Consider the following 21,499-nt stretch of genomic DNA (forward strand, 5'->3'; position numbering starts at 1 on the left):
AGTCGGGTTCACTACCTCGCCGTACTCGAGGAACACCTGTCGGTCAATGGCTTTGCGGAGGAGTGCGACCGTTCGGAGCGTCCGAGGGCCCTTGGGCGGCTACCGGTGGAGAACCCCGGACGGAGCGGCGTACACGACCCGGTTGACGGGCACCCGGCACGTCAGGGTGCCGGTGTTACCGTTTTCGAGTGACCCTTTGAGCGATTCGCCAGAGGCGGCATTTACCCTGCGCCAATCTCTCGACACGGTCGGCGCGCTCTTTGGCCCGCTCCAGGCGGCTGCCCTGATGCTGCTATGGGCCAGTGAGGTCCGGGCTGTATTTCGGGTCGCCGTCTCCCCGGCCATGCTCGGTGTCTCTCTGCTGCACTTCGGCGTATGCGAGCCAGACCGGTACTTTCGCGCAAGACGCACCGATCCGATTCGTTATGTCAACCTCGGGCTTCTGAGCTGAGCGTACCGGTATGTGGTCGGCATCGGTGTGGTGTTGACTCGGGCGCGATTCAAGGAAGTGTTTCTGATGCTTCTTGCCCAACAGGGTGGTATTGCCGTCGCCTACGTTCCTCTGGTGATGATGAGCATGAACGTGGTCTATTCGGGATCAACCTATTCATTTGGCAGTCCCTCAGATTGTACGAACCACGGCACGCTGCTATCACGGTGGCGGATGGTCCTGATTGCAGCCGAACTAATTTTGGCCGCCACCGACCATCGGCTTACCGTGGTGATCGGGGCGCTTTCTAGGGGCGTCATATGGGAATGAGCCTGGAATTGCTTGCAGCCATGATTGCCGATACGGCCCCCGTGGAGCTAAGCGGTACGGCATGCCGCCTCTTCAACCTGGTCAGCGGCATTGCCATGGTGATGGGCAGCGTTACAGCGGGGTTGTTGTGGGACCGCTTCGGCGCGTCTTTTGCCTTGCACGCGAGGGTGCCTTCGCGGAACTGGTCTCGATGGGTCTTAGGTTGAAACGGCAGCGGGAATGTTGACCTTTCACTCCACGTTCTGCGTGTACCGGCAACGGGGGTAGTTCGTGCAGCCGAGGAATCGACCGAACCGACCGTCGCGCTCCACGAGCCTCCCAGTGCACCCTGGCGTGGGACACTTCCGGCCGGTATCGGTACGCGCGCCGTCTTGTCTTCGCCCACGGCCTTTGCTGCCCTCGTTTTCGCGCCCATGCCCGCTTCTACGCTGACTGCGGCCTCTGCGCATGTCCATCTTTCCTTCACAGGTGGTGTCCTCGCATGTGAAGTAGATCCCGTAGCGTCCTTCTTTGAACACCGTCGGCCCACCACACAGGGGACACGCAGGGTTTTCGTGGGCGTGCAGGGACACCTCGGCGTCCTCGTCGCCCCAGCGGGCCGGTGTGGCGAGGAGGCGGGTGAGCTGTTGGCACACAGCCGGGCTCTCAAAGCGCAGCATGCTCTCGTGCGTGTCGCGGTGCGAGAGAATGTTCAGTGAACCGTGCCAGAGGATGCGCCCATCGAGGATGGCCAGTTTCTCATGCATTCGCGCGCGTAGGTCCACTTTCACGCCCAGGCGGCGGAGCGACTGGACCAGCTCCACGACTTCATTGGACGAACCACCGCCAAACTCCGTGGGCGGGCGGGTGACGATGCGGGCTTTCACGCCACGGGCGAGGGCCACACGCAGGGGATCAGCCCAACGAGCCGTGCCGTTTGGGGTTGCGAAAGGCGAAAAGATGACGATGGACTCCCGGACGCGGGCGAGGTCCATGAGGAACGCCGGGTAGAAGGTGCTCTCGTTAAACACGCCAGCCCCTTCCTCTGGAAGGTCGAAAGTGGCGCGCGCCGCGAGGTGTAAGCCATCGATCCAGTCGCGCTCGGCCAGCGGTAGTAATGCATTCACGTTAAGCGCCTCGCCGAAGTGCTCGAAGTGGTCCAGGAGTCGGCGCACGAATCCGTCGCGCGGTGCGTGCGCCCGCAGGTACTGGAAGTTGCCGAGGAGGATCAAGTGTTGCCGCGCACGACTCACGGCCACGTTGAGCAGGCGCGCACCCACCTGCTCCATGCGGGTGGCTTTGAGGAAGTGGCTAAGGTGGGTGCCGTACGAGTCGGTAAGGTCGAGCACCACCGCCGCCTTCTCGTTGCCCTGGTAGCGGTGGACGGTGGCGACGACCCCGGCGGCGCGGTCGCCGAGGCGTTCGTTGAGCAGTGACTGGATTAGGCGCACCTGCGAAGCGTACGGGGCGATGACCCCCACGGCATCGTTGGGCTCGCCAGCCGGAGGCAAGAAGCCCGTCTCGGCAAGGTGGACGATAATGTTCCGGACCAGGAGCGCATGAAAAAGGTTGTAGCGTGAATACGTCCCGACCCGGAGCGCCGCCCACGGGTGAAAGGGCGCCGTGTCCACGTAGAGCAGGGATGCTTCGGAGAGGGGGAAATAGCCGTTGCAGCGGTTTGCGCTCGGGTGCGAACGCAGGGGGTGGTCGGCATAAAAGAGATCGTTAACAAGCGTGCAGATCCGCTCACACATTCGATACTGAATGCCCAGCGCGATGAGGTGCGGGGTGGGCTTGCGCTGCGCGAGGCGTTTGGGGATACCGGCCTTTTCGAAGACGTCGCGCTTAAGCCACTCATCTGTGAGCTGCTCGTCGGACATGACGATTGGCGGGAGTTGCCGGAAGTCGCCGGCAACGGTCACCGACTGCGTCGCAAGCCCCGCCGCGTAGTAGACGAGCGGCGGCATGAGCATGGAAGCCTCGTCGATCACGACGGTGTCGAACTGGCGTTGTAAAGCCTTATCGAGGTAGGTGCGGTAAACGGTGGTCCCCAGGATCTTGCAGCGGGCGAGGACTTGCTGCTCGATGGCGGCGAGTTCGCTATCGATCGCTTCGATGCGCTTGCGGATCTGGCCAATGAGGATGCCTAGCTTGTCGAGCCGCGTCTTGATCAGGTCGGGCGGCGGATAGGGTTGCGTTTGGGCAACGAGCTGGTCCACTTCTTTACGGAGCCTTGCGATCTCGGCCCTCAACCTCGTGAGGTCAGAGGCGAGGGCTCGGGCTGCCTCAAATGCCGCCTGTGCCGCCTGATCGGCTTCGGCTGCCTCTCGCGCCAGGCGCTTGGGGTCCAGCCTCAAGAAAAAGCGCCGCACCGGTCCCATGCCTTGCGCGCGCTCCAGATCAGACCGCGCCCTGGCGGCGCGGATGCGGTGCTGCTCGGCCTCCTGCTCGTGCCTGGCGATGTTCTCTTCCGTTGCCGCCAGCATTTTCTGGTTGGCAGCGAGTTCCTCGCGAGTGGAAGCGAGCTGCTCGTAGATCTTCAGTGCCGCGACGAGCGAGCGCTCCTCGGACTCAAGGGGTGCCACCTCGCGGAGCAAATCGTCCTTGTCTCGCTGCAGTTTTTCGCTGAGCCGCGCGACGATGTCGTCGAAAATGACCTGCGGCCCGAAGCGCTGGCGCAGCTCGGGCTTCACCACAGGCCCTTTGCGGATGACAAGCCCCTGGTGAAACTGGGGCTCGCCTAGGAGCCGCTCCACAACCCGTTCCATCGCCGTGTCCACGGCAATGTTTGTATTCGACACTAGCAGCACGGACCGACCCGCCCGGTAGTGTGCTTCCACAATGCGGGCGAGGGTGGATGTCTTGCCCGTGCCGGGCGGCCCCCAGACGAAGGTCATGTCGCTGCCGAGCGAGCGTCGCACGGCCGAAATCTGGTCAGCGTTGGCGGCCCCGTCGCTGTAGACCAAGGGGTGTGGGTCGGCATCGGCGGTAGACGCTGCTTTGAGGCCCAAGACACGATCGGCCGCGGACCTATTAAATGACACCTCACCGTTTTGCACTTTCTCGAGACGCTCTTTCAAGCGTTCCAGCAGGAAAGAGTCGTCGGCGACTAGACGGGCGGCTGCGATTCGCGGCCCGAGATCCTTCTCCAGCGCCACGAGTAGCACCCCGTCCCGAAAGGATAACAACAGGCCTGCGACGTCCTCCTGGCCCACTGTGACCCTAATGGGTGTGTCGTCCCGCAGGTTCAGGTCCTCGTGCACCACGAAGCGATAGATCCAGTTGGGGCCGGCCGCACCGACGCGTTCTCCAGCGCGCAACTCAATCTGGGTCTTGCCGGTTTTTTTGCGAATGGCCGCGATCTCTAAGCCGAGCGCCTTGATCATGAGCATCAGGGGGTCACTCAAGTGCTTTCCTCCGTCGAGTCTGCACGCACCGCGGCGGCCAACGTTCAATCCCGGCTGAAGCAAAGCGCTGCCGTGGCGCCGAGCGTCGCCGGCTTGAATAACCCGTGAGGCATGATTGGATTTTCTCCGCTTTGTGAATCTCCAGGCAATTCGCCCTGACCATTTTATTAGAGCAAATACGCCCCAGACCAGATAATTCGCGCGTGTCAGTCGCGTAGCGTACAGGCTTTGAGCTCAGAAGGGCCCGAACCTCTTGCGGCTGACTCATCGTCAGGATTAGCATCAAGCTATCGACGCATGCTTAGCCATTTGGCCGTCTCGCATATGTCCCAGCTGTCTTGGTCGGCCAGAATCATTTCAACGACGTCGTAACTAAAGCGGCCAAAAGACGCGAGAAGGTCCGGGAGCAAAAGGAGCTCGGAGATCGAGTGGGCAAGGCACCCCTTGGCGACAGCTTCCGTCGGTCGTCGGTGCCTTCTGGCGCCAGTAGGGCTCGCCGATGGTAATGGTCCCACTGGGACGCAGGCTTCGCGCCAGGAGCACGTCCGTGCCGGCGACTCTCCCGCCGATCCAGGTGGCACCGACACAGGTCGCCACATCGACCCTTTCGTCGGGCACGTAGCCGGTGGCATTGCCATGGATGAACTCGAATCGATCGGCGACACCGAGTTCTTCGGCCGGCGTCTTGCCTGCTCAGTGAACAATCGACTCATGGGAATGCCGGTGCCGATGACGACGTCGTCTCGCGCCCATGTGCACAGCATTTTCCCGAAACCGCTGCCGAGGTAGAGCATCCGACTTCCCACACCCGGCTAACCCAAGGTAGGGGCAGCCCTTGTAGCTGCCCCTGGTCAGGAGAAGCACGGGGGCTATCGGCGCAAACACGGGAGCCTGCCCCTACGAGAATGATGATGGCGTGGATGTGATGGGGCATGATAACGAAGGCGTCCGTTTTCACGCCGGGATAAAAAAACGACGGAGTTATGTCCCAAAGCGATTGGACCATCCGTCCCGCATCATTCAACGGCATTTTTCCATAAACCACATCCGCAAACAGGCATTGCCGATTCTGCGTCACGATGGTGACGAAATGCGCCACCGGCTGGGTGTCATCGTGTCCCTTCAGGCGGATGGAGCGGCGGTTTCGTAGGAACGACGGCGGGTCACTCGGGCATAGAAAATCATAGCCCCATCTCCTTCAAAAACGGCTCCGCATCCTTTCCCCGCATCTCGCCACGGATGAGCCTGGGCCGCAGCGCGTCGCGCCGAGCGGCAAGGGTGCGGGATTCCTGCTCGTTTCATCTCGTTCTGGTCATCGATCGGCTCACACGCGACTTCCAATTGTTCCACCAACGTTCTTTCTGGCACCACCTACTGGACTATAGCCTTGCTTGTTACTTGCCCCAAGTACCGTCATCTCCACTTCGAAATGCTCAAAACGGGGTTCAGCGATTGGATATGGTCGTCTTACGTGTAGGAACGATTTGCCGTCGTATGGGGAGCAGCAAAGACCCTGCGACCAATTGCCCAACGCTCCACGGCCATGTTCACGTCGTGGCTCAAACGATGGGGATCGTCTTAAAGTCGTCACCCGTGGCGTTGCCAACTTATGTTGGAGCCCTCCCAAGTCAAAGAGGGTACGGCCCGGCTCCAGTTCCAAAGGGAAGTCCATGTTCACTGCTTCGTCCGCTTCACCGTAAGGCACGTAACCGAACATTCGAACAGCGCGTGCCCCTTATCTGGCGCAGACGATGATCGGCTCTGCAAGACGTATGAGCGCGCGCATATCTTTTGTCCTCGATCATAGCAAGCCCCTTTGGGTGTATCACGGCGCACCGAAGGACCATCGTGCACGAGCCGACACAACGACGCGTTGCTTGGTTGGGGGGCGATGCGGCACAGTTCCGCCGCCTCCTGTGGGGTGATGCGGCCACGCTTTGTCATGTATTTAAGAACCGTCTGCTCCAGCTGTGGTGTAAAGGTTGAAGGCCACGTTGGCGCCCATAGGCGAATTTTTCTTCCAAGACGGCGCAGGTGGCCGCCGAAAAACCTGTGTAGGGGCGGACGCAGGGGTCCGCCCCCACGTGGGGGTTGTGGTTGGTGCGGGCGTCTTCCTGGAGCCTGATAGAGCGTCGGAAATCGGGAACGTTGCGGTATTCCGTAGGGGCAAAGCCCGTAGTTGGTCCGTTTCTAGGCGGACGCAGGGGTCTGCCCCTGCACGGCGGCGACGTGGATGGGGCAAGGCCCCGTGGTTGGCCCGTGGCTCTGGACGTGGTAGGATCCCCGTAACAAAATCCTCCGCACGTTGCGGCAGATGGGGTCCAAAGCGCCATCGAGGCATCTTGATGTTCATGGGAGGCGGGGCAATGGACGTGCTTCACGGTGTGTATGCTTTGGCGGGGTTCCTCCTGGGTGGGCTCATCTTTGGACTCCTGGCGTGGACTCAAGCGCGTGGCTCTCATCGGGCGGCTCAGGAAGCGCTGGAACGGCGAGCCCTTGAGGCGGAAAATCGCGGCTCCGTTCTGGAAGCGACCGTGGCAGAACTTCGCGCCCAGTGTCAAACCCTGAGCGAGAAAACCGAGACGCTGCGAGAGGATTTGGCTGCCGAGCGCACGGCAAAGGTCAAGGCCGAAACGCGTTTGGCGGAAACCCTCAAGCGCCTCGAGGAAGAAAAGGCCCTTCTCGACGAAGCCAAGGCGCGTTTGACGGACACCTTCAAGGCCCTGGCCGGGGAGTCCCTTCAGAACAGTTCTCAGGCTTTCTTGCAGCTGGCCAAAGAAGCTTTGGAAAAAGTTCTGGCCGAGGCGCGGGGCGATTTCGGTCGGCGCCAGGAAGCCATTCAAGGGTTGGTGAAACCTCTCGAAGACACGCTGGCAAAGTTTGAAGAGCACCTTCGGTCCATTGAAAAAAGCCGGCAGGAAGCCTATTCCGGGCTCACAGAACACCTGAGACTTCTGGCTGCGGGATACCAGAGTTTGCAAAAGGAAACGGCCAACCTGGTCAATGCCCTGCGGCGACCTCAGGTGCGCGGCCGCTGGGGGGAAATGACCCTGCGTCGCGTTGTGGAACTGGCCGGCCTTTCCGAGCATTGCGACTTTTCGGAACAGGTCAGTAGCCACGGCGAAGACGGGCGCCTGCGCCCTGACCTTGTGGTCCATTTGCCGGCAGGCCGGGACATCATCGTGGACGCTAAAGTCTCTCTAGAAGCCTACCTGGACGCCGTGGCTGCCGATTCCCATGAGAAACGCCGAGATGCCCTCAAGAAGCACGCCACGCAGGTACGGGCCCACATGCACCTTCTGGCCGACAAGAAGTATTGGAAACAATTTGAAAACACACCCGAATTCGTGGTCATGTTTATTCCCGGAGAATCGTTTTTTAGTGCCGCATTGGATGCCGATCAAAGTCTTCTGGAGGATGCTCTCGGCAAGAAAGTGATCCTGGCCACCCCGACAACCCTCATTGCCCTGCTGCGGGCCGTGGCCTATGGATGGCGCCAGGAACAGATGGCCAGAAACGCCATGGAGATCAGTGAATTAGGAAAACTCCTTTATGAGCGCCTGAAAACCATGGCTAAGCACATGGCCGATATGGGCCGTCAACTGGACAACGCAACCAAAGCCTACAATAACACGGTAGGTTCTTTGGAAAGCCGGGTTCTGGCGGCCGCACGCCGGTTCAGGGACTTAGGGGCCGCTTCGGGCGACGAAATTCCCGCTTTGGTTCCCATCGAAACCACTCCGCGCGAGTTGAGCGCTCCGGATCTTTCCTGACTCGGTCATGGCGGCCGGGTCAAAACCATTCCGGGATAGCCTGTGGGCGGATGCTGCGCCTTTCGGTGAGGCAGGGCTGACCCCACGAAGCCCTCAAAGCCCTAAACCCTCTATAACGCTTTGAGAGGATACCCCCGCGGTGTTGTCGATCGTGAAGCCCATCGTTATGTGTGGATGAGGCAAGGCATAGCCTGATCATGGGGGCGGCCCTTAGCTGAGAATGGCCCATGGCGATCATGAAGAGGGAGGACGCAAATGCAGGAGCACAAGAAATCTGAGATGAGTCGGCGAACGTTTCTTCAAGGCATGGCGACCGGGACGGCGATTTTGGCCATGCCGGGGGCCGTGCCACCGGCGTGGGCGCAGAAGATTCAGGGCTCCCCCGCCTGGGAGGTGCCGCCCTTGCCATATCCCGAAAATGCGCTGGAGCCCCATCTTTCGGGCAGGACACTTTCCTTTCACTACGGCAAACACCATCTGGGCTATGCCGTCAATCTCAAAAAGCTGGTGCAGGGAACGCCTTTGGCTGTCATGAGCCTGGAAGAAATCATTAAGGCGACGGTGGACAAGCCGGAACAAAAGGCTGTTTTCAACAATGCCGCACAGGTGTGGAACCATACCTTCTACTGGCGCTGCATGCGTGCCGGGGGCGGCGGCCAACCCGATGTGAGCCTGACCCAAAGGTTCATCAAGGACTTTGGGAGTCCGCAGGCTTTTATGGAGCAGTTTCGCGCCGCCGCCGTGAGTCTTTTCGGCAGCGGTTGGGCCTGGCTTGTGGAAGAGGCCGGCGTGCTGAAGATCGTGCAGACGTCCAACGCCGATACACCCATTGCCCACGGTCAAAAGCCCTTGCTCACCATCGATGTCTGGGAGCATGCGTATTACCTGGATTACCAGAACCGCCGAGCAGACTATGTCCAGGCTTTCATGACGCACCTCGTTGACTGGTCTTTTGTGGCCAAGAACCTCGGCGTCGCATGAGTCGCCGCCGGCCGGGACCCCCTGCGGCCGCCGGAACGCGATGGAGCATCGAACCCGAGCCGCACGGGGTTTCGACGCCGGCGCCGCGTTAGTGCGATGAAGGCATCTATTCTTAGGTGGGGGGAAGATCACCACTCAAAGCTTTGGATGACCAGAATGCTCCGCTGTCTGGCTTTTTCTAAGACGTCCTTTTTTGCGAAGTGGGTAACGATCACCGGAATCACCGGGCCGCCCAGAGCCTCTTCCACGGCGTCCATGGTTGCCTGGATCTGAGCGAGCTTTGCCCGATCGTCAAGGCGAAGCACGGATTCGCCCACCAAATGCCCCTCTTGTCCATCCTTACGCACACGGCCGAAAAAGTTGACCTCCCTGCCGGCGATTTCCGTGCGCACAAGACGTTCCAGCACGACGATGCCGTGCCGCTCCCTAAGAAAATCCGGCAGGCGGCGGTAGGCTTCATTTTCCAAGGCATAGGCCATGGTGCGGGAAAGCCCTCCCACCTGGTCGCGTACAGCCCCCAAGCCGAACCCCAGCCGTTCGACGGTTTCCTGGAGCGCAATTTGAGCGGAGGCGAGCTCGTCTAAGCGTTTTTCCGTTCTTTCCTGGGCTTCGGCGAGGCGATCGACGCGTTCGGTGAGTGCATTGAGGCGCTGTTCAGTTTGGCTTTGAGCTTGAGCGAGCTCTTCAAGTCGGCGTTCCGTTCTTTCCTGGGCTTCGGCGAGGCGATCGACGCGTTCGGTGAGTGCAGAGAGTCGCTGTTCGGTTTGGCTTTGAGCTTGAGCGAGCTTTTCGAGTTGCTGTTCCGTTCTTTCCTGGGCTTCGGCGAGGCGATCGACGCGTTCGGTGAGGGCAGAGAGTCGCTGTTCGGTTTGGCTTTGAGCTTGAGCGAGTTCTTCGAGTTGCCGTTCCGTTCTTTCCTGGGCCTCGGCAAGGCGCTGGATGTGCTCGGAGAGGGCCGATAGATGTTGTTCGGTCCTTTCCTGGGCTTCGGCGAGTCGCTGGATCGTATCGGCAAAGACGTGCAGTCGCTGTTCAGTTTGGCTTTGAGCTTGAGCAAGCTCTTCGAGTCGGCGTTCCGTTCTTTCCTGGGCCTCGGCAAGGCGCTGGACGTGCTCGGTGAGGGCCGATAGATGTTGATCGGTCCTTTCCTGGGCTTCGGCGAGTCGCTGGATCGTATCGGCAAAGACGTGAAGTCGCTGTTCGGTTTGGCTTTGTGCTTGAGCGAGCTTTTCGAGTTGCCGTTCCGTTCTTTCCTGGGCTTGGGCGAGGGCACAGAGGCGCTGTTCGGTTTGGGTCTGAGTTTCGGCGAGTCGCTGTTCGGTTCGTGCTTGCGCATCGGCAAGGCTTTGCAAGGATTGCGCCGTAAACTCTTGGGCTGCGGCAAGCCTTTTGACCACATTGGTGAGTTCGTCAAAGGCCTCTCGAGTGACGGATTCTTCCTGCACCTTTTGACTTGCCATTTCCTCCATTACAGCAAGAAGAGCGTCTCGAACGGCCGGCTCCAGTGCACTGAGTTTTTTCATCAAAGCCACGGAAGGCATTTCGATGGTTTTCCCCTTTTGCGATCGTACTAACGTCATTTTCGTTTAAACATACCAAATTTAAGAAACGCGACAACCCAAAAGGCCATACTCCCGGCCGTGCGGCCACGTAAAGGGGCCGTGACGGTCGGGTCTAGATTTCACAAAGCCATTGGGCCGGGGTGATGTCAGCCATACGCCCTCTGATGCAGACCGGGGAAAGAAGATGACCTCAGTGGCGGTTGATGGGCTGGCGGCCGGGATCTCCCGTGATCGGAAGCACAAGAAGGTTCCCAAGGCCGAGCCGCGTGGGGTCCCGAAACTGACTCAAACCGAGCGTCATGCCGTCGTGCCCCTTTTCCGGCTGGGCCTTGTAGGTGCCGAACAGGCGATCCCACCAGGAAAGGCAAAACCCGAAATTGCTGTGGGTTTCTCGAATAATCACCGAATGGTGCACGCGATGCATGTCGGGAGTCACCAAGACCAGCCGAAGGATGCGATCGACCATGCGAGGAAGCTTTAGGTTGGCATGATTGAAGACCGAGCATCCGTTCAGCACAACTTCAAAAAGCACCACGGCCGTCACCGGGGCTCCCAAGGCGGCCACGGCAGCGCTCTTGAGTCCTGCCGAAAGGAAAATTTCCACAGGATGAAAGCGAACCCCCGTGGTGCAGTCCAGGTCCAGGTCCGCATGGTGCACCATGTGCAAGCGCCACAGGCTGGGCAGTGCGTGGGTCAAAACGTGCTGCAGGTAAATCACGCCGTCCAGCGCTATCACGCTCAGGAGCACCCCAGCGCCTGGGGAAAGGTCCAGGGCGGGCAAAAGGCCCCAACCGTGCCGAGCCGCCACGGCGGCGATCCCGGCAGGAACCAAGGGAGAAGCGGCCCGGGTCAATAGATTTCCTAGCCCGATCATGGCCAGATTGCTCACCCATCGCCCTGTTTTGGGCTGGGTGCGCCGGCGCCGAGGAAAGACGGCTTCCAAAATCGCCACGGCCGCAAATACGGCAAGAAAACACGCCATACGAACGCGCCATTCTAGAACATCGGGCTCCATCGCGAACTCCCTCATCGCAAGGGTCTCTGCCATGCCCGTTGGGTTGCCTTTGACCAGGCCTTTTCTTCGAAGCCGTGGGCGCCGTGAAGCGCAAGTGGCCCACACGCTGCGGTGCAAAACACGTCCTCCACCGTGGCCCCCCTGCAGCCTCACTGACACATTCAAGGCCCCTTTTCAAGAGTCCCCACCCGGATGGAACACAAGGCAGCCCTGAGGCCGCAACTTTTTCCTTGACTCGAGCACATTTTTCGGTTCATATGTTCACACTATGAACGATAAGAATTTTACTCGAGATGACTATTTTCGATTTCAAGTGCAGCGGTTCCAGGCGCTCATGCAGGAGGTGGTCCGGTGCTGCGAGGGGCGGGCGGCGGATCTTTCCAAGAAGTTTGGCCTTCCCGATGCGGAATTGCGCTGCCTAATGCTCTTTCGCGAAGACAAGTACCTGACGGCCAAAGGGATTGCCCTAAAGATGGACGTGGCCAAGAGCCGCGTCACCAAGATCGTCAATGGGTTGTTGGACAAGGGCCTGGTGCAGTGCATCGACGATCCGGCCGACGGCCGCATCAAACTGATCAGCCTTACCCCAAAGGGCCGGGCTAAGTGCGACGAAATGGCGGCTTTCATCACGGCACTTCATGAAATGATCCTCCAGGAACTGGAGCCGGAAGAGCGCACACAGGTGCTGAGGGTTCTGGAACGATTGCGCACGAGCATGGAAGCGGTCAAGCAAAAGGTGTTCTAAGGTTTTTTTTGCGGCATATGATTCATAGTGTTAACTAAAGGAGGCGCTGATGACACACGATTTGGCGGCGGTGGAAAAACAGCTGGCGGAAATGCGAGCTCAACTGGACGCCCTTCAGGAAAAGGTGCCGTCCAACAAGCTTGCCATGGTGGTTTTCAGCGGTGATCTGGACCGCGCTTTGGCGGCTTTCATCATTGCGACGGGCGCGGCGGCCATGGACATGGAGGTGGTCATGTTTTTCACCTTCTGGGCCACGCCGATTTTGCGCGACCCTGCTAAGAAGGTGGAAGACAAGGATTTCATGGGCAAGATGTTCGGCACCATGCTGCCCAAGGGGGCCCGTTCTGTAAAGCTGTCCAAGATGAATATGGGCGGCTTGGGCACGGCCATGATGAAGAACCTCATGAAGCAGAAGAACGTGGCCAGCTTGGAGCAGATGATCGCCGTGGCGGGAGAATTGGGAGTGCGGATTTATGTGTGCACACTTTCCATGGAGCTCATGGGGTTCAAGCGGGAAGAGATGATAGCGTATCCGGCCTTGGATTTTTGTGGCGTGGGCACATTTCTAGGAGAAGCCATGGACAGCCGCGTGCAGCTTTTCATTTAGATCCTCGGTCCACTGGAGAGCGAGGGGAAATTGGGGACGTGTCCCCGCATCGATAAAGGGCGAATGGATGATGGGCGAGACCTTTCGAGCAGGCAAGGTCTCATGGATTTGCAAGGGTTGCTGTGTCCCACGCCGGGGGTGAAGGTGAGCAAGGGAATCATGGATCTTACGGTGGGGCAGATCCTGGGCGTGGATGACAAGGGCACGGCAGTGGATCAACCGGGGTTTTACAACTTTGGTCCCATGGGATCTTTCCCCTTGGTTGCCGGGGCCTACAGCGAACCGGCCATCATGAAATTCGCTCCGGCCGTTGCCTTGCAGCTTTTGATAAGTTTTCCTTCGGCATAGCGCTTCACGTGGACGACGCCACCCTGGACCTTCGCCAGAGTTTGTCGTCCGGCTACGACATGGGCGTCCAACTGGGCATGATCGACAAAGCGACGGATCGTGTCTTCCTCGGTTTCAGCGACACTTCACCCCAAAATGTCAACCGCGACGAGATGGCCGACTTCGACGGGGACGGCAGCCTTGATCGCCTCAATTTGGAATCGCCGCAACAGATCGCCTTTGGGGGCGCCTACCGTGTCAACAACAAATTGCTGCTGGAAGCCGACGTGAAATGGTTGAACTGGTCGGATGCCAACGGCTATGAGGATTTCCATTGGAAAGACATGTGGCTACTGGGCGCAGGAGTCCAGTCTAAACCCACCACCAAGCAGACCCCGCGTGCCGGTTCCTGTTACGGAGAAAACCTCTTGAAACCCACGATGGTTTCAACAGGCAGGTGCCGGTGTCTGTTCAGGGAAAAACCATGTCCACCTATGACGATGAATCTTTCCGAATCGTCGTAGTTCCCGCCATCGTGGAACATCATCTGACCTTCGGGATCGGCTATCATGTCACACCACGGTTTTCGGCGCATGCAGGCCTTGTTCATGCTCTCAAAAAGAGTGTGAACGAGTCGGGAACCGACATCACCGGGCAGCCGGTGGAAATGAAATCAACCTTGAGCGAAAACATTGTGGCCTTCGGCTTTACGTGGCGCTTTTGAGAAATGCTGTGGCCGGGGCGCCGGCCGGCGCTTTTCCCTGGGAAAAGATTCTCGGGGGGCGCCTCGGCTCTGTGCCGAAACGATTCCGACGAAACCCGGTTGTCCTCGGCGCGCCGCAAAGCTATATCCATGGGCGTGGTGCGGCACGCAAATGGAGACGATGGATGGAAAGGGGCCAACCATGCTTAAGGCAGTGTTCGTGACGGCGCGGGATATTCCGGATCTGTGGTACCAGCTGGTGCGCAAGGCCGTAGAGGAAGGCCGGGAATACAAGGTCGACAAGGGCAGCACGCCCACCAAGCGATGGGAGCTAGACTTTGTGTCGGCCCAGATCACGCATCCGGGTTCGCGTCCCCTGGAACCCGATATTCCTCCCGGCGTGGGCATTCCCAATCCCGTGGAGCCGGGCTATGCGGAAAAATACCTTCCCTACTACATGACGGATGTGGTCCAACCCGGAGAACACTACACCTACGGGCAGGATTTGGCCTGGCAAATCGAATGGGTTATCGATTACTACCGCAAGAACGGCCCTGGCACCAAGCACTGCTACATGACCGTCGGGCGTCCCGAAAGCTTACTCTTTTACGATGAGTCCGTGGACTATGAAGATGTGATTCGCGTCACGGATCGGGCCACGGGAAAGATGCTTCGCGAGCGATCCATTTCCAACGCCTTCAACAAAAAAGAACCCGGAACGACCCAGTGTCTGCGCGGTGTGGACACGGCCATCAAATACGGCAAGCTGCACTTCAGCGTTCATTTTCGTAGCTGGAACCTGTGGAACGGGCTTCCCGCCAATCTGGCGTGCCTGCAGTTGGTCAAGGAATACATGGCACAGCAGATCGGCGTGGAAGATGGTGAAATGTTTGTCACGTGTCTGAAACTGGGTCTGGCCGAAGCCTATTTTGACCTGGCGCGGTTGCGCCTCTACCTCAACACGCCACGAAACGCCTCTTAGCCCAGCCGCACCGCCGTGCCGCTCACGCTCACCATGAGCATGCCGTTCTTTTGCCCCAGCACCTCGTAGTCGATGTCCACGCCCACCACGGCGTCCGCTCCCAAGCTGAGCGCGGCGGCCCTGATCTCTTCCAAGGCCGTCTCTCGAGCCTTGCGCAGTTCCTTTTCGTAAGCCGCCGCTCGGCCGCCCACAATGTCTCGAATGCCCGCAAAAAGATCGCGAAAAAGATTGGCTCCCATGATGGCTTCGCCTGTGACGATGCCAAGATAGGCTGTGATGCTGCGTCCTTCCACGTTCGGGGTCGTGGTGAGGATCATGGCTTATCCTCCGTCCATTTTGGGTTGCCCTGCCTGTTTAACTTGGTTACTTTTACGCTTACGAAATTGGTTTGAGAAAAACAACGGGTTTCGCGCGCCTTGAGTGGCGTGAAATTTTGGAGCTGAAAGGAAGAGAAGCCGTGGACAAAAAGCGTTTACTTGTCTTGTGTGGGCTGTGTGTTCTGGGATTTTTTCTGTGGACCCTCTGGGCCGACGTGGCGGATGCGGCGCGCTTTGGAGGTGGAAAATCTTTTGGAAGTCGGCCCAGTTATCAGCGGAGCGCTCCGGCCCCTTCAAAGACTTATTCCTTTCCCAGAAGCGCCCCTGGGCAGATGAGCGGCGGCGCCATGCCAAGATCGCCCCTGTCGTCACCGACACGTTCCTGGGGAGGCATGCTAGGCGGTCTGCTCCTGGGCGGTCTCGTGGGCTCGCTTCTTTTTGGGGGAGCCCACGCATGGGGTGGGCCCAGCCTGTTGGATCTTCTCGTTATCGGCGGCGGTTTGTTTCTTCTGTTTCGCTTTCTAAAAGCGAGGCGCCTGGCGACGTCCTCAGCATCGGGATTCAACACCGCCGGTTCTGGACCTTGGGCGGAATCGTCACAGGGCTTTGATCGCGCGGGTTCTTTCAGGACGGGAGTGGAAACGGCGTCCGGCGCTGCGCACACTTCGGTCCCCGAAGACTTTGATGCTCACGATTTCCTTGAAAAGGCCAAGGCGCTCTATGTGCAACTGCAGGAAGCGTGGGATCGGCGAGACCTCAAGGCCATTCAACCCTTCGTGTCCCCTGAAGTCTTTGAAGAAATTCAGCGCCAAGCCCAGGAGGATCCTCAGCCGAGTCGCACGTATCTTTTGTGGATTCAACCCGAGCTTCTGGAAGTGCGAGACATGGACGGTGACCGAGTGGCGTCGGTGCTCTTTGACGTCATGATGCGGGAAACCGACCAGGAAATGGCCAAACAGGTTCGAGAGCTGTGGCACTTTCGGCGCCAAGGGGCCTCGCCATCGTGGATCGTGGAAGGGTTGCAGCAGGTGGCCGGGTAGCCTGCCGAACTCCACATTCATTTAATCAAACTGACCCTCACGGCCTCACCTCGAGGCCTTTTTTTTTGCCTTTTTCAAGGCTGCCCGGACCTTTGGCACCACTTTTTCAACAAGCTTCTATGCAAAACACGGGCCTCTCTGCTATAGTCCCCGCCCGAACTCTTGGCCAGCTTCTCTCTGTCTTTGAAACATATCTTAACCTCAAATCGGAGGCGGTTTTCCCATGCCCAGAAGACAGGACATTCACAAGGTGTTGATCATCGGCTCAGGGCCCATTGTCATCGGCCAGGCCTGCGAATTCGACTATTCGGGCACCCAAGCCTGCAAGGCCCTGCGCAAGCTCGGCTACCAGATCGTGCTGGTCAATTCCAATCCCGCCACCATCATGACCGATCCAGGCATGGCCGATGTGACCTACCTGGAACCCCTGACGGTAGAATATCTGGAAAAGATCATTGCCAAGGAGAGGCCCGATGCGGTGTTGCCGAACCTGGGCGGACAAACTGGCTTAAACCTCACGGCCCAACTTCACCGCCAGGGCATTTTGGAGCGATACGGCGTGCGCATCATCGGAGTGCAGGCCGATGCCATCGAACGCGGGGAAGACCGCATCGCTTTCAAAGAAACGATGCATCGGCTGGGGATTGAGATGCCCCGCAGCCAGCCGGCCTTCAGTGTCGAGGAGGCGGAAGGAATCGCCGCGCAACTGGGCTATCCTGTGGTCATTCGGCCAGCCTACACCCTTGGCGGCACGGGGGGTGGTCTGGTGTACAACGTGGAGGAACTGCGCACGGTGGCCAGCCGCGGTCTCGCCGCCAGTATGGTGGGGCAGATTCTTGTGGAAGAATCGGTGCTGGGCTGGGAAGAATTGGAACTGGAAGTGGTCCGAGATGCAAAGAACCAATGCATCACCGTGTGCTTCATCGAAAATGTGGACGCCATGGGGGTGCACACGGGCGATTCCTTTTGCACCGCGCCCATGCTCACCATTGATCCCGCCTTGCAAAAACGGCTGCAGGAAGCGTCCTACGCCATTGTGCAAGCCATTGAGGTGATTGGCGGCACCAACATCCAGTTTGCCCATGATCCCAAGACAGGCCGCGTGGTGGTCATTGAAATCAACCCGAGAACTTCCAGGTCTTCGGCTCTGGCTTCCAAGGCCACCGGCTTTCCCATCGCCCTCATTTCGGCCATGTTGGCCACCGGCGTCACCCTGGATGAAATTCCCTATTGGAAAGAAGGCACCTTGGAAAAATACGCGCCATGGGGTGATTACGTGGTGGCGAAATTCGCACGATGGGCCTTTGAAAAGTTTCCCGGTTCCCACGACAAGCTGGGTACGCAAATGCGGGCCGTTGGCGAGGTCATGAGCATCGGCAAAAATTTCAAGGAAGCTTTGCAAAAGGCGGTGCGCTCCCTGGAAATCGGCCGATATGGCCTGGGTTTTGCCCGTGACTTTCACACAAAGCCCCTGGAAGAGCTGCTAAACATGCTCGCCGAACCCAGCAGCGAACGGTATTTTCTCATTTACGAGGCCTTGCGCCGGGGGGTGGATATCGACACTTTGTATCAGAAGACATTCATCAAGCCCTATTTCTTGGAACAGATGCGGGAACTGGTCCTTCTGGAAGAAGAAATCCTCACCTATCGAGGCAAGGACCTTCCCGAGGATCTATTGCGCCGCGCCAAACAGGACGGCTTTAGCGACCGGTACTTGGCAAATCTTTTGAACGTTCCGGAAAAGGCCATTCGAGAACGGCGAAAGAGCCTGGGCATCGTTCAAGGCTGGCACATTTTGCCCGTGAGCGGCGTGGAAAACGCGGCCTATTACTATTCCACGTACAACGCTGCGGACCAGGTGCAGACCAGCGATCGTCCCAAGGTGATGGTCATCGGGGGAGGGCCCAACCGCATCGGCCAGGGCATTGAATTCGACTATTGCTGTGTCCATGCGGCCTTTGCCCTGAAAGATTTGGGCTATGAAACCATTATGGTCAACTGCAATCCCGAAACGGTTTCCACGGATTACGACACGTCGGACAAGCTCTACTTTGAACCCGTTACGGTCGAAGACATCCTGGCCATCTATGAAAAGGAAAAGCCCATCGGTGTTGTGGTGCAGTTCGGCGGCCAAACGCCGCTCAATATCGCTCGAGAGCTGGCCGAGGCGGGTGTCACCATTTTGGGCACTTCTCCCGACGCCATCGACTTGGCGGAAGATCGAGACCGCTTTCGAAAGCGCATGGAAGCTCTCGGTATTCCCATGCCCGATTCGGGGATGGCCAGCAGCTTGGAAGAAGCTTTGGACGTGGCCAAACGCATCGGCTATCCTTTGATGGTGAGGCCGTCCTATGTTCTGGGAGGCCGCGGCATGGAAGTGGTCTATGACGAAGAGATGCTGCGCGAATACGTTTTGGCGGCCGTAGGCGTAACCCCGGACCGCCCCATTCTCATCGACCGTTTTCTGGAAGATGCCATCGAAGCAGAAGCCGACGCTCTGGCGGACGGCAAGGATGCTTTCGTGCCGGCGGTCATGGAACACATCGAGAGGGCGGGCATTCATTCGGGGGATTCGGCCTGCGTCATTCCGCCCATCAGTATTCCGGCGCGCCACTTGGAAACGATTCGAGAATACACCCGCCGCCTTGCCGTGGAACTCCACGTCGTGGGTCTCATGAACATCCAGTACGCCATTGCCAACGACACGGTTTATGTGCTGGAAGCCAATCCGCGCGCTTCCCGAACCGTTCCCCTGGTTTCCAAAGTCTGCGCCATTCCCATGGCGCGCCTGGCCACCGAGCTCATGCTGGGAAAATCCCTTGCGGACCTGGGGCTTTCCGGGTCGCGGGTTCTGCACCATTACGGGGTGAAGGAAGCCGTGTTTCCATTTGACATGTTTCCGGAAGTGGACCCGGTGCTGGGGCCGGAAATGCGTTCCACGGGCGAAGTCCTGGGCCTGGCGGATTCCTTTGGTTTGGCCTTCTTCAAGGCCGAAGATGCGGCGCTACAGCGGTTACCCGAAGAAGGTTGCGTGCTCTTTACCGTAACCGACAAAGACAAGCCTGCAGCCTTGGAAGTGGCCAAGCGGTTTCATCAGATGGGATTTCGCCTTCGAGCGACCCGCGGCACCTGCCGCTATTTTCGGGACAACGGGCTCGCCTGCGAACCCATCGACAAGATGCACGAAGGGCGTCCCAATATTGTGGATGCCTTGAAAAACGGCGACATTCAACTGGTCATCAACACCCCCAGCGGGCGGCGCAGCGAATACGACGATTCCTACATTCGCAAAACGGCCGTCAAATACAAGATCCCGTACATCACCACCATTGCGGCGGCTGAAGCGGCGGCCCGAGGCATCGAGGCGTGGCGTCGCGGGCACGGGGATGTCAAATCGCTTCAGGAATACCATGCAACCACTCGATGAAGCCGGGATTGAACCTGCCGGGCGAGGTTGAACTATGGAAAGCATGCATCGCGTCGGGCTCATACCTTACGAAAAACCTTATGACTCGGTCGTTCAGGCGCTGCAGGCCGCCGGGGGCCTTGGCGACTTGGGGCCCCACACCCGCGTTTTTGTCAAACCCAACGTGGTATGCTGGACTTCCGAGATCCCTTTTCCCAAATGGGGAGTCATCACCACCACGCGGGTAGTGGAAGATATGGTGCGTTGCCTCAAGGAAGCCGGCGTGCATCGCATCGTTCTCGGTGAAGGTCTCGTGAACCTCAACCCCAAGGACAGGGGGCTGGCCGAGCGGGCCTTTCGCGGTTTAGGCTATGAGACCTTGGCCAAGCGGTACGGGGTTCAGCTGGTGGACGTTTTTCAAAGGCCCTTTCGCAAGGTGTCCATAGGCGATGGCGTGGAACTGGCTTTCAACGTGGATGCTCTGGACAGCGACCTTATCGTGAATCTTCCCGTCCTCAAAACCCACGCCCAAACGGTGGTCAGTTTGGGCATCAAGAATGTGAAAGGCTTGATCGATCTCGCGTCACGAAAGCGCTGCCACAGCATCGACGCCCATTGGAACCTCCACCGCATGGTGGCGGCTCTGCCCAAGGGCCTGCCTCCCATGTTGACGCTCATCGACGGCATCTACAGCAATGAACGAGGGCCGGCCTTTGACGGCACGGCCCATCGCATGAATGTTCTCGTGGCTTCACGCGATGTTCTGTCGGCGGACCTGGTCGGTGCAGCCCTCCTGGGATACTCGGCCCAGGACGTGCCGCACCTGGCTTGGGCGGCTCAAGAGGCCGGCCGCCCCGGGGACCTGTCCGATGTGCTCGTGGTCGGAGCCTCACTGGACGCCCTGAGGCGCCCTCACGCCTACACCTTTGACTACAATGCGCAGGGGACGCTTCCCATGGCCATGGCCGCCATGGGCATTCAAGGGGTGAGCTATCGAAAGTACGATGACACGCTGTGCACTTATTGTTCCTTCATGAACGGATTGATTCTGACAGCCATTGCTCGCGCCTGGCAGGGCACGCCATGGGACGATGTGGAGGTGCTCACGGGAAAGGCCATGACCCCTACACCGGGCATGAAACACACGATCCTTTTGGGGCGATGCATGACCCGACTCCATCGAAACAACGAAGCGATTCGTCATGCCATCCCCGTTGCCGGCTGCCCGCCCAAACCGGCCGAGATTGCCCGAGCTTTTCATGAAGCCGGCATACCGGTGGATTTACTCTTTTTGGAAAACGCCGCGCTGTATCCAGGTCGGTTCATGAAAAAATACGCGGGACGGCCTGAATTTGACGAGTCTTTTTACCAGGCTACCTGAATAACGCGGGCTTTTCTGGATTTTGAGAATTTTTCAGCCGACGGAAATGGCAGGCCATGGCGCCCAAGAAGATTCGGTTGAGCCGCAAGGAATTTGAAGACATTGTGGAAAGGGCCGTGGACCGCATTCCCTGGACCATTCGGCGACATTTGCACAATCTGGTCATTGCTGTGGAACGCAGGCCGAGTCGAGAACTGCTCGAAGAGATGGGGCTTCCGCCCCACGAGACCCTCTTGGGCCTCTATGACGGCGTGCCCCTCTCGGAACGCAACCTCACCGCCCCTCCCCTATACCCCGATACCATTTACATCTTTCAGGATCCTCTGGAGGAATTGTGCACCTCTGAGGAAGAACTCATCGAGGAAATCGAACGCACCGTCGTCCATGAAGTGGCCCACGCCCTGGGCATCAGCGATGAACGCCTCGAGGAATTGGGCTACGGCTAAGGGATTCGACGCGAATACAAACCACGTGGCGGTTCACTGTCCCAGGGGCACGGAATCCATTGAGGCGC

Annotated in this window: 18 protein-coding genes and 1 pseudogene; 14 read left to right on the plus strand and 5 right to left on the minus strand. The window is 58.8% G+C overall.

All coding sequences use genetic code 11. The features are described from left to right. Positions 1-517 precede the first annotated feature (517 nt). Both EDC27_RS10805 and EDC27_RS10810 read left to right on the plus strand, forming a co-directional pair. Positions 518-760: a hypothetical protein gene (locus tag EDC27_RS10805; protein ID WP_123290647.1), complete on the plus strand. Its 243-nt coding sequence runs from the start codon at positions 518-520 to the stop codon at positions 758-760. Continuing rightward, complete coding sequence (locus EDC27_RS10810) at positions 751-966, plus strand: MFS transporter (RefSeq protein WP_148045741.1); 216 nt, start codon at positions 751-753, stop codon at positions 964-966. Before EDC27_RS10805 ends, EDC27_RS10810 begins: the two co-directional genes overlap by 10 nt. Positions 967-990: 24 nt before the next feature. Here the strand turns inward: EDC27_RS10810 and EDC27_RS16300 are convergent, their stop codons facing one another. Continuing rightward, a complete protein-coding gene (locus EDC27_RS16300) occupies positions 991-4,146 on the minus strand; it encodes an AAA domain-containing protein (RefSeq protein ID WP_211334871.1) in 3,156 nt (1,051 codons plus the stop codon). A gap of 165 nt (positions 4,147-4,311) precedes the next feature. Further along, positions 4,312-4,949, minus strand: a pseudogene (locus EDC27_RS16915) (SAM-dependent methyltransferase); the annotation flags it as partial. A 1,563-nt stretch (positions 4,950-6,512) separates the two neighbouring features. Here EDC27_RS16915 and rmuC point away from each other — a divergent pair. Together rmuC and EDC27_RS10850 are read left to right on the plus strand one after the other, a co-directional pair. Then, complete coding sequence (rmuC, locus tag EDC27_RS10845; protein WP_123290941.1) at positions 6,513-7,919, plus strand: DNA recombination protein RmuC; 1,407 nt, start codon at positions 6,513-6,515, stop codon at positions 7,917-7,919. 333 nt (positions 7,920-8,252) lie between these two features. Continuing rightward, complete coding sequence (locus tag EDC27_RS10850; protein ID WP_123290942.1) at positions 8,253-8,900, plus strand: superoxide dismutase; 648 nt, start codon at positions 8,253-8,255, stop codon at positions 8,898-8,900. 128 nt (positions 8,901-9,028) lie between these two features. On the opposite strand, the gene EDC27_RS10855 is transcribed toward EDC27_RS10850, so the two are convergent. Together EDC27_RS10855 and EDC27_RS10860 are read right to left on the minus strand one after the other, a co-directional pair. Then, the gene (locus EDC27_RS10855) at positions 9,029-10,441 is read right to left on the minus strand and encodes a coiled-coil domain-containing protein (RefSeq protein ID WP_123290649.1); all 1,413 of its coding nucleotides are present in this window, start codon (positions 10,439-10,441) and stop codon (positions 9,029-9,031) included. Positions 10,442-10,652: 211 nt separating this feature from the next. Then, the gene (locus tag EDC27_RS10860) at positions 10,653-11,477 is read right to left on the minus strand and encodes a sterol desaturase family protein (protein ID WP_123290650.1); all 825 of its coding nucleotides are present in this window, start codon (positions 11,475-11,477) and stop codon (positions 10,653-10,655) included. 268 nt (positions 11,478-11,745) lie between these two features. On the opposite strand from EDC27_RS10860, the gene EDC27_RS10865 reads away from it, so the two are divergent. The 6 genes from EDC27_RS10865 (at position 11,746) to EDC27_RS16305 (ending at position 14,841) form a co-directional block, all read left to right on the plus strand. After that, positions 11,746-12,222, plus strand: a complete 477-nt coding sequence (locus EDC27_RS10865; RefSeq protein ID WP_123290651.1) for a MarR family winged helix-turn-helix transcriptional regulator — start codon at positions 11,746-11,748, stop codon at positions 12,220-12,222. A 49-nt stretch (positions 12,223-12,271) separates the two neighbouring features. Beyond that, on the plus strand, positions 12,272-12,829 hold the full coding sequence (locus tag EDC27_RS10870; RefSeq protein ID WP_211334872.1) for a DsrE/DsrF/DrsH-like family protein: 558 nt from the start codon (positions 12,272-12,274) through the stop codon (positions 12,827-12,829). A gap of 102 nt (positions 12,830-12,931) precedes the next feature. Next, positions 12,932-13,177, plus strand: coding sequence for a sulfurtransferase TusA family protein (locus EDC27_RS10875; RefSeq protein WP_148045742.1), 246 nt, complete (start codon positions 12,932-12,934; stop codon positions 13,175-13,177). A gap of 8 nt (positions 13,178-13,185) precedes the next feature. After that, a complete protein-coding gene (locus EDC27_RS10880) occupies positions 13,186-13,680 on the plus strand; it encodes a hypothetical protein (RefSeq protein WP_123290653.1) in 495 nt (164 codons plus the stop codon). Continuing rightward, on the plus strand, positions 13,641-13,880 hold the full coding sequence (locus tag EDC27_RS10885) for a hypothetical protein (protein ID WP_123290654.1): 240 nt from the start codon (positions 13,641-13,643) through the stop codon (positions 13,878-13,880). The genes EDC27_RS10880 and EDC27_RS10885 overlap by 40 nt, the downstream gene beginning before the upstream one ends. A 181-nt stretch (positions 13,881-14,061) precedes the next feature. Next, complete coding sequence (locus tag EDC27_RS16305; RefSeq protein ID WP_211334873.1) at positions 14,062-14,841, plus strand: thymidylate synthase family protein; 780 nt, start codon at positions 14,062-14,064, stop codon at positions 14,839-14,841. Here EDC27_RS16305 and EDC27_RS10895 read toward each other — a convergent pair. Continuing rightward, positions 14,838-15,158 (minus strand): heavy metal-binding domain-containing protein, encoded by a 321-nt coding sequence (locus EDC27_RS10895; protein ID WP_123290655.1) that lies wholly within the window; start codon positions 15,156-15,158, stop codon positions 14,838-14,840. The genes EDC27_RS16305 and EDC27_RS10895 overlap by 4 nt on opposite strands. A gap of 140 nt (positions 15,159-15,298) precedes the next feature. Here EDC27_RS10895 and EDC27_RS10900 point away from each other — a divergent pair, with 140 nt between their 5' ends. The 4 genes from EDC27_RS10900 to EDC27_RS10915 all read left to right on the plus strand — a co-directional run bounded on the left by EDC27_RS10900 (position 15,299) and on the right by EDC27_RS10915 (position 21,431). Then, positions 15,299-16,198: a Tim44 domain-containing protein gene (locus EDC27_RS10900; protein ID WP_123290656.1), complete on the plus strand. Its 900-nt coding sequence runs from the start codon at positions 15,299-15,301 to the stop codon at positions 16,196-16,198. Between the two features lie 223 nt (positions 16,199-16,421). After that, positions 16,422-19,625: a carbamoyl-phosphate synthase large subunit gene (gene carB / locus EDC27_RS10905; RefSeq protein ID WP_123290657.1), complete on the plus strand. Its 3,204-nt coding sequence runs from the start codon at positions 16,422-16,424 to the stop codon at positions 19,623-19,625. 34 nt (positions 19,626-19,659) lie between these two features. Then, positions 19,660-20,985, plus strand: coding sequence for a DUF362 domain-containing protein (locus EDC27_RS10910; protein WP_245994465.1), 1,326 nt, complete (start codon positions 19,660-19,662; stop codon positions 20,983-20,985). Positions 20,986-21,041: 56 nt separating this feature from the next. Then, a complete protein-coding gene (locus EDC27_RS10915; protein ID WP_123290658.1) occupies positions 21,042-21,431 on the plus strand; it encodes a metallopeptidase family protein in 390 nt (129 codons plus the stop codon). Positions 21,432-21,499 lie beyond the last annotated feature (68 nt).

It is taken from the genome of Desulfosoma caldarium, assembly GCF_003751385.1.
GTDB classification, from domain to species: Bacteria; Desulfobacterota; Syntrophobacteria; order Syntrophobacterales; family DSM-9756; genus Desulfosoma; species Desulfosoma caldarium.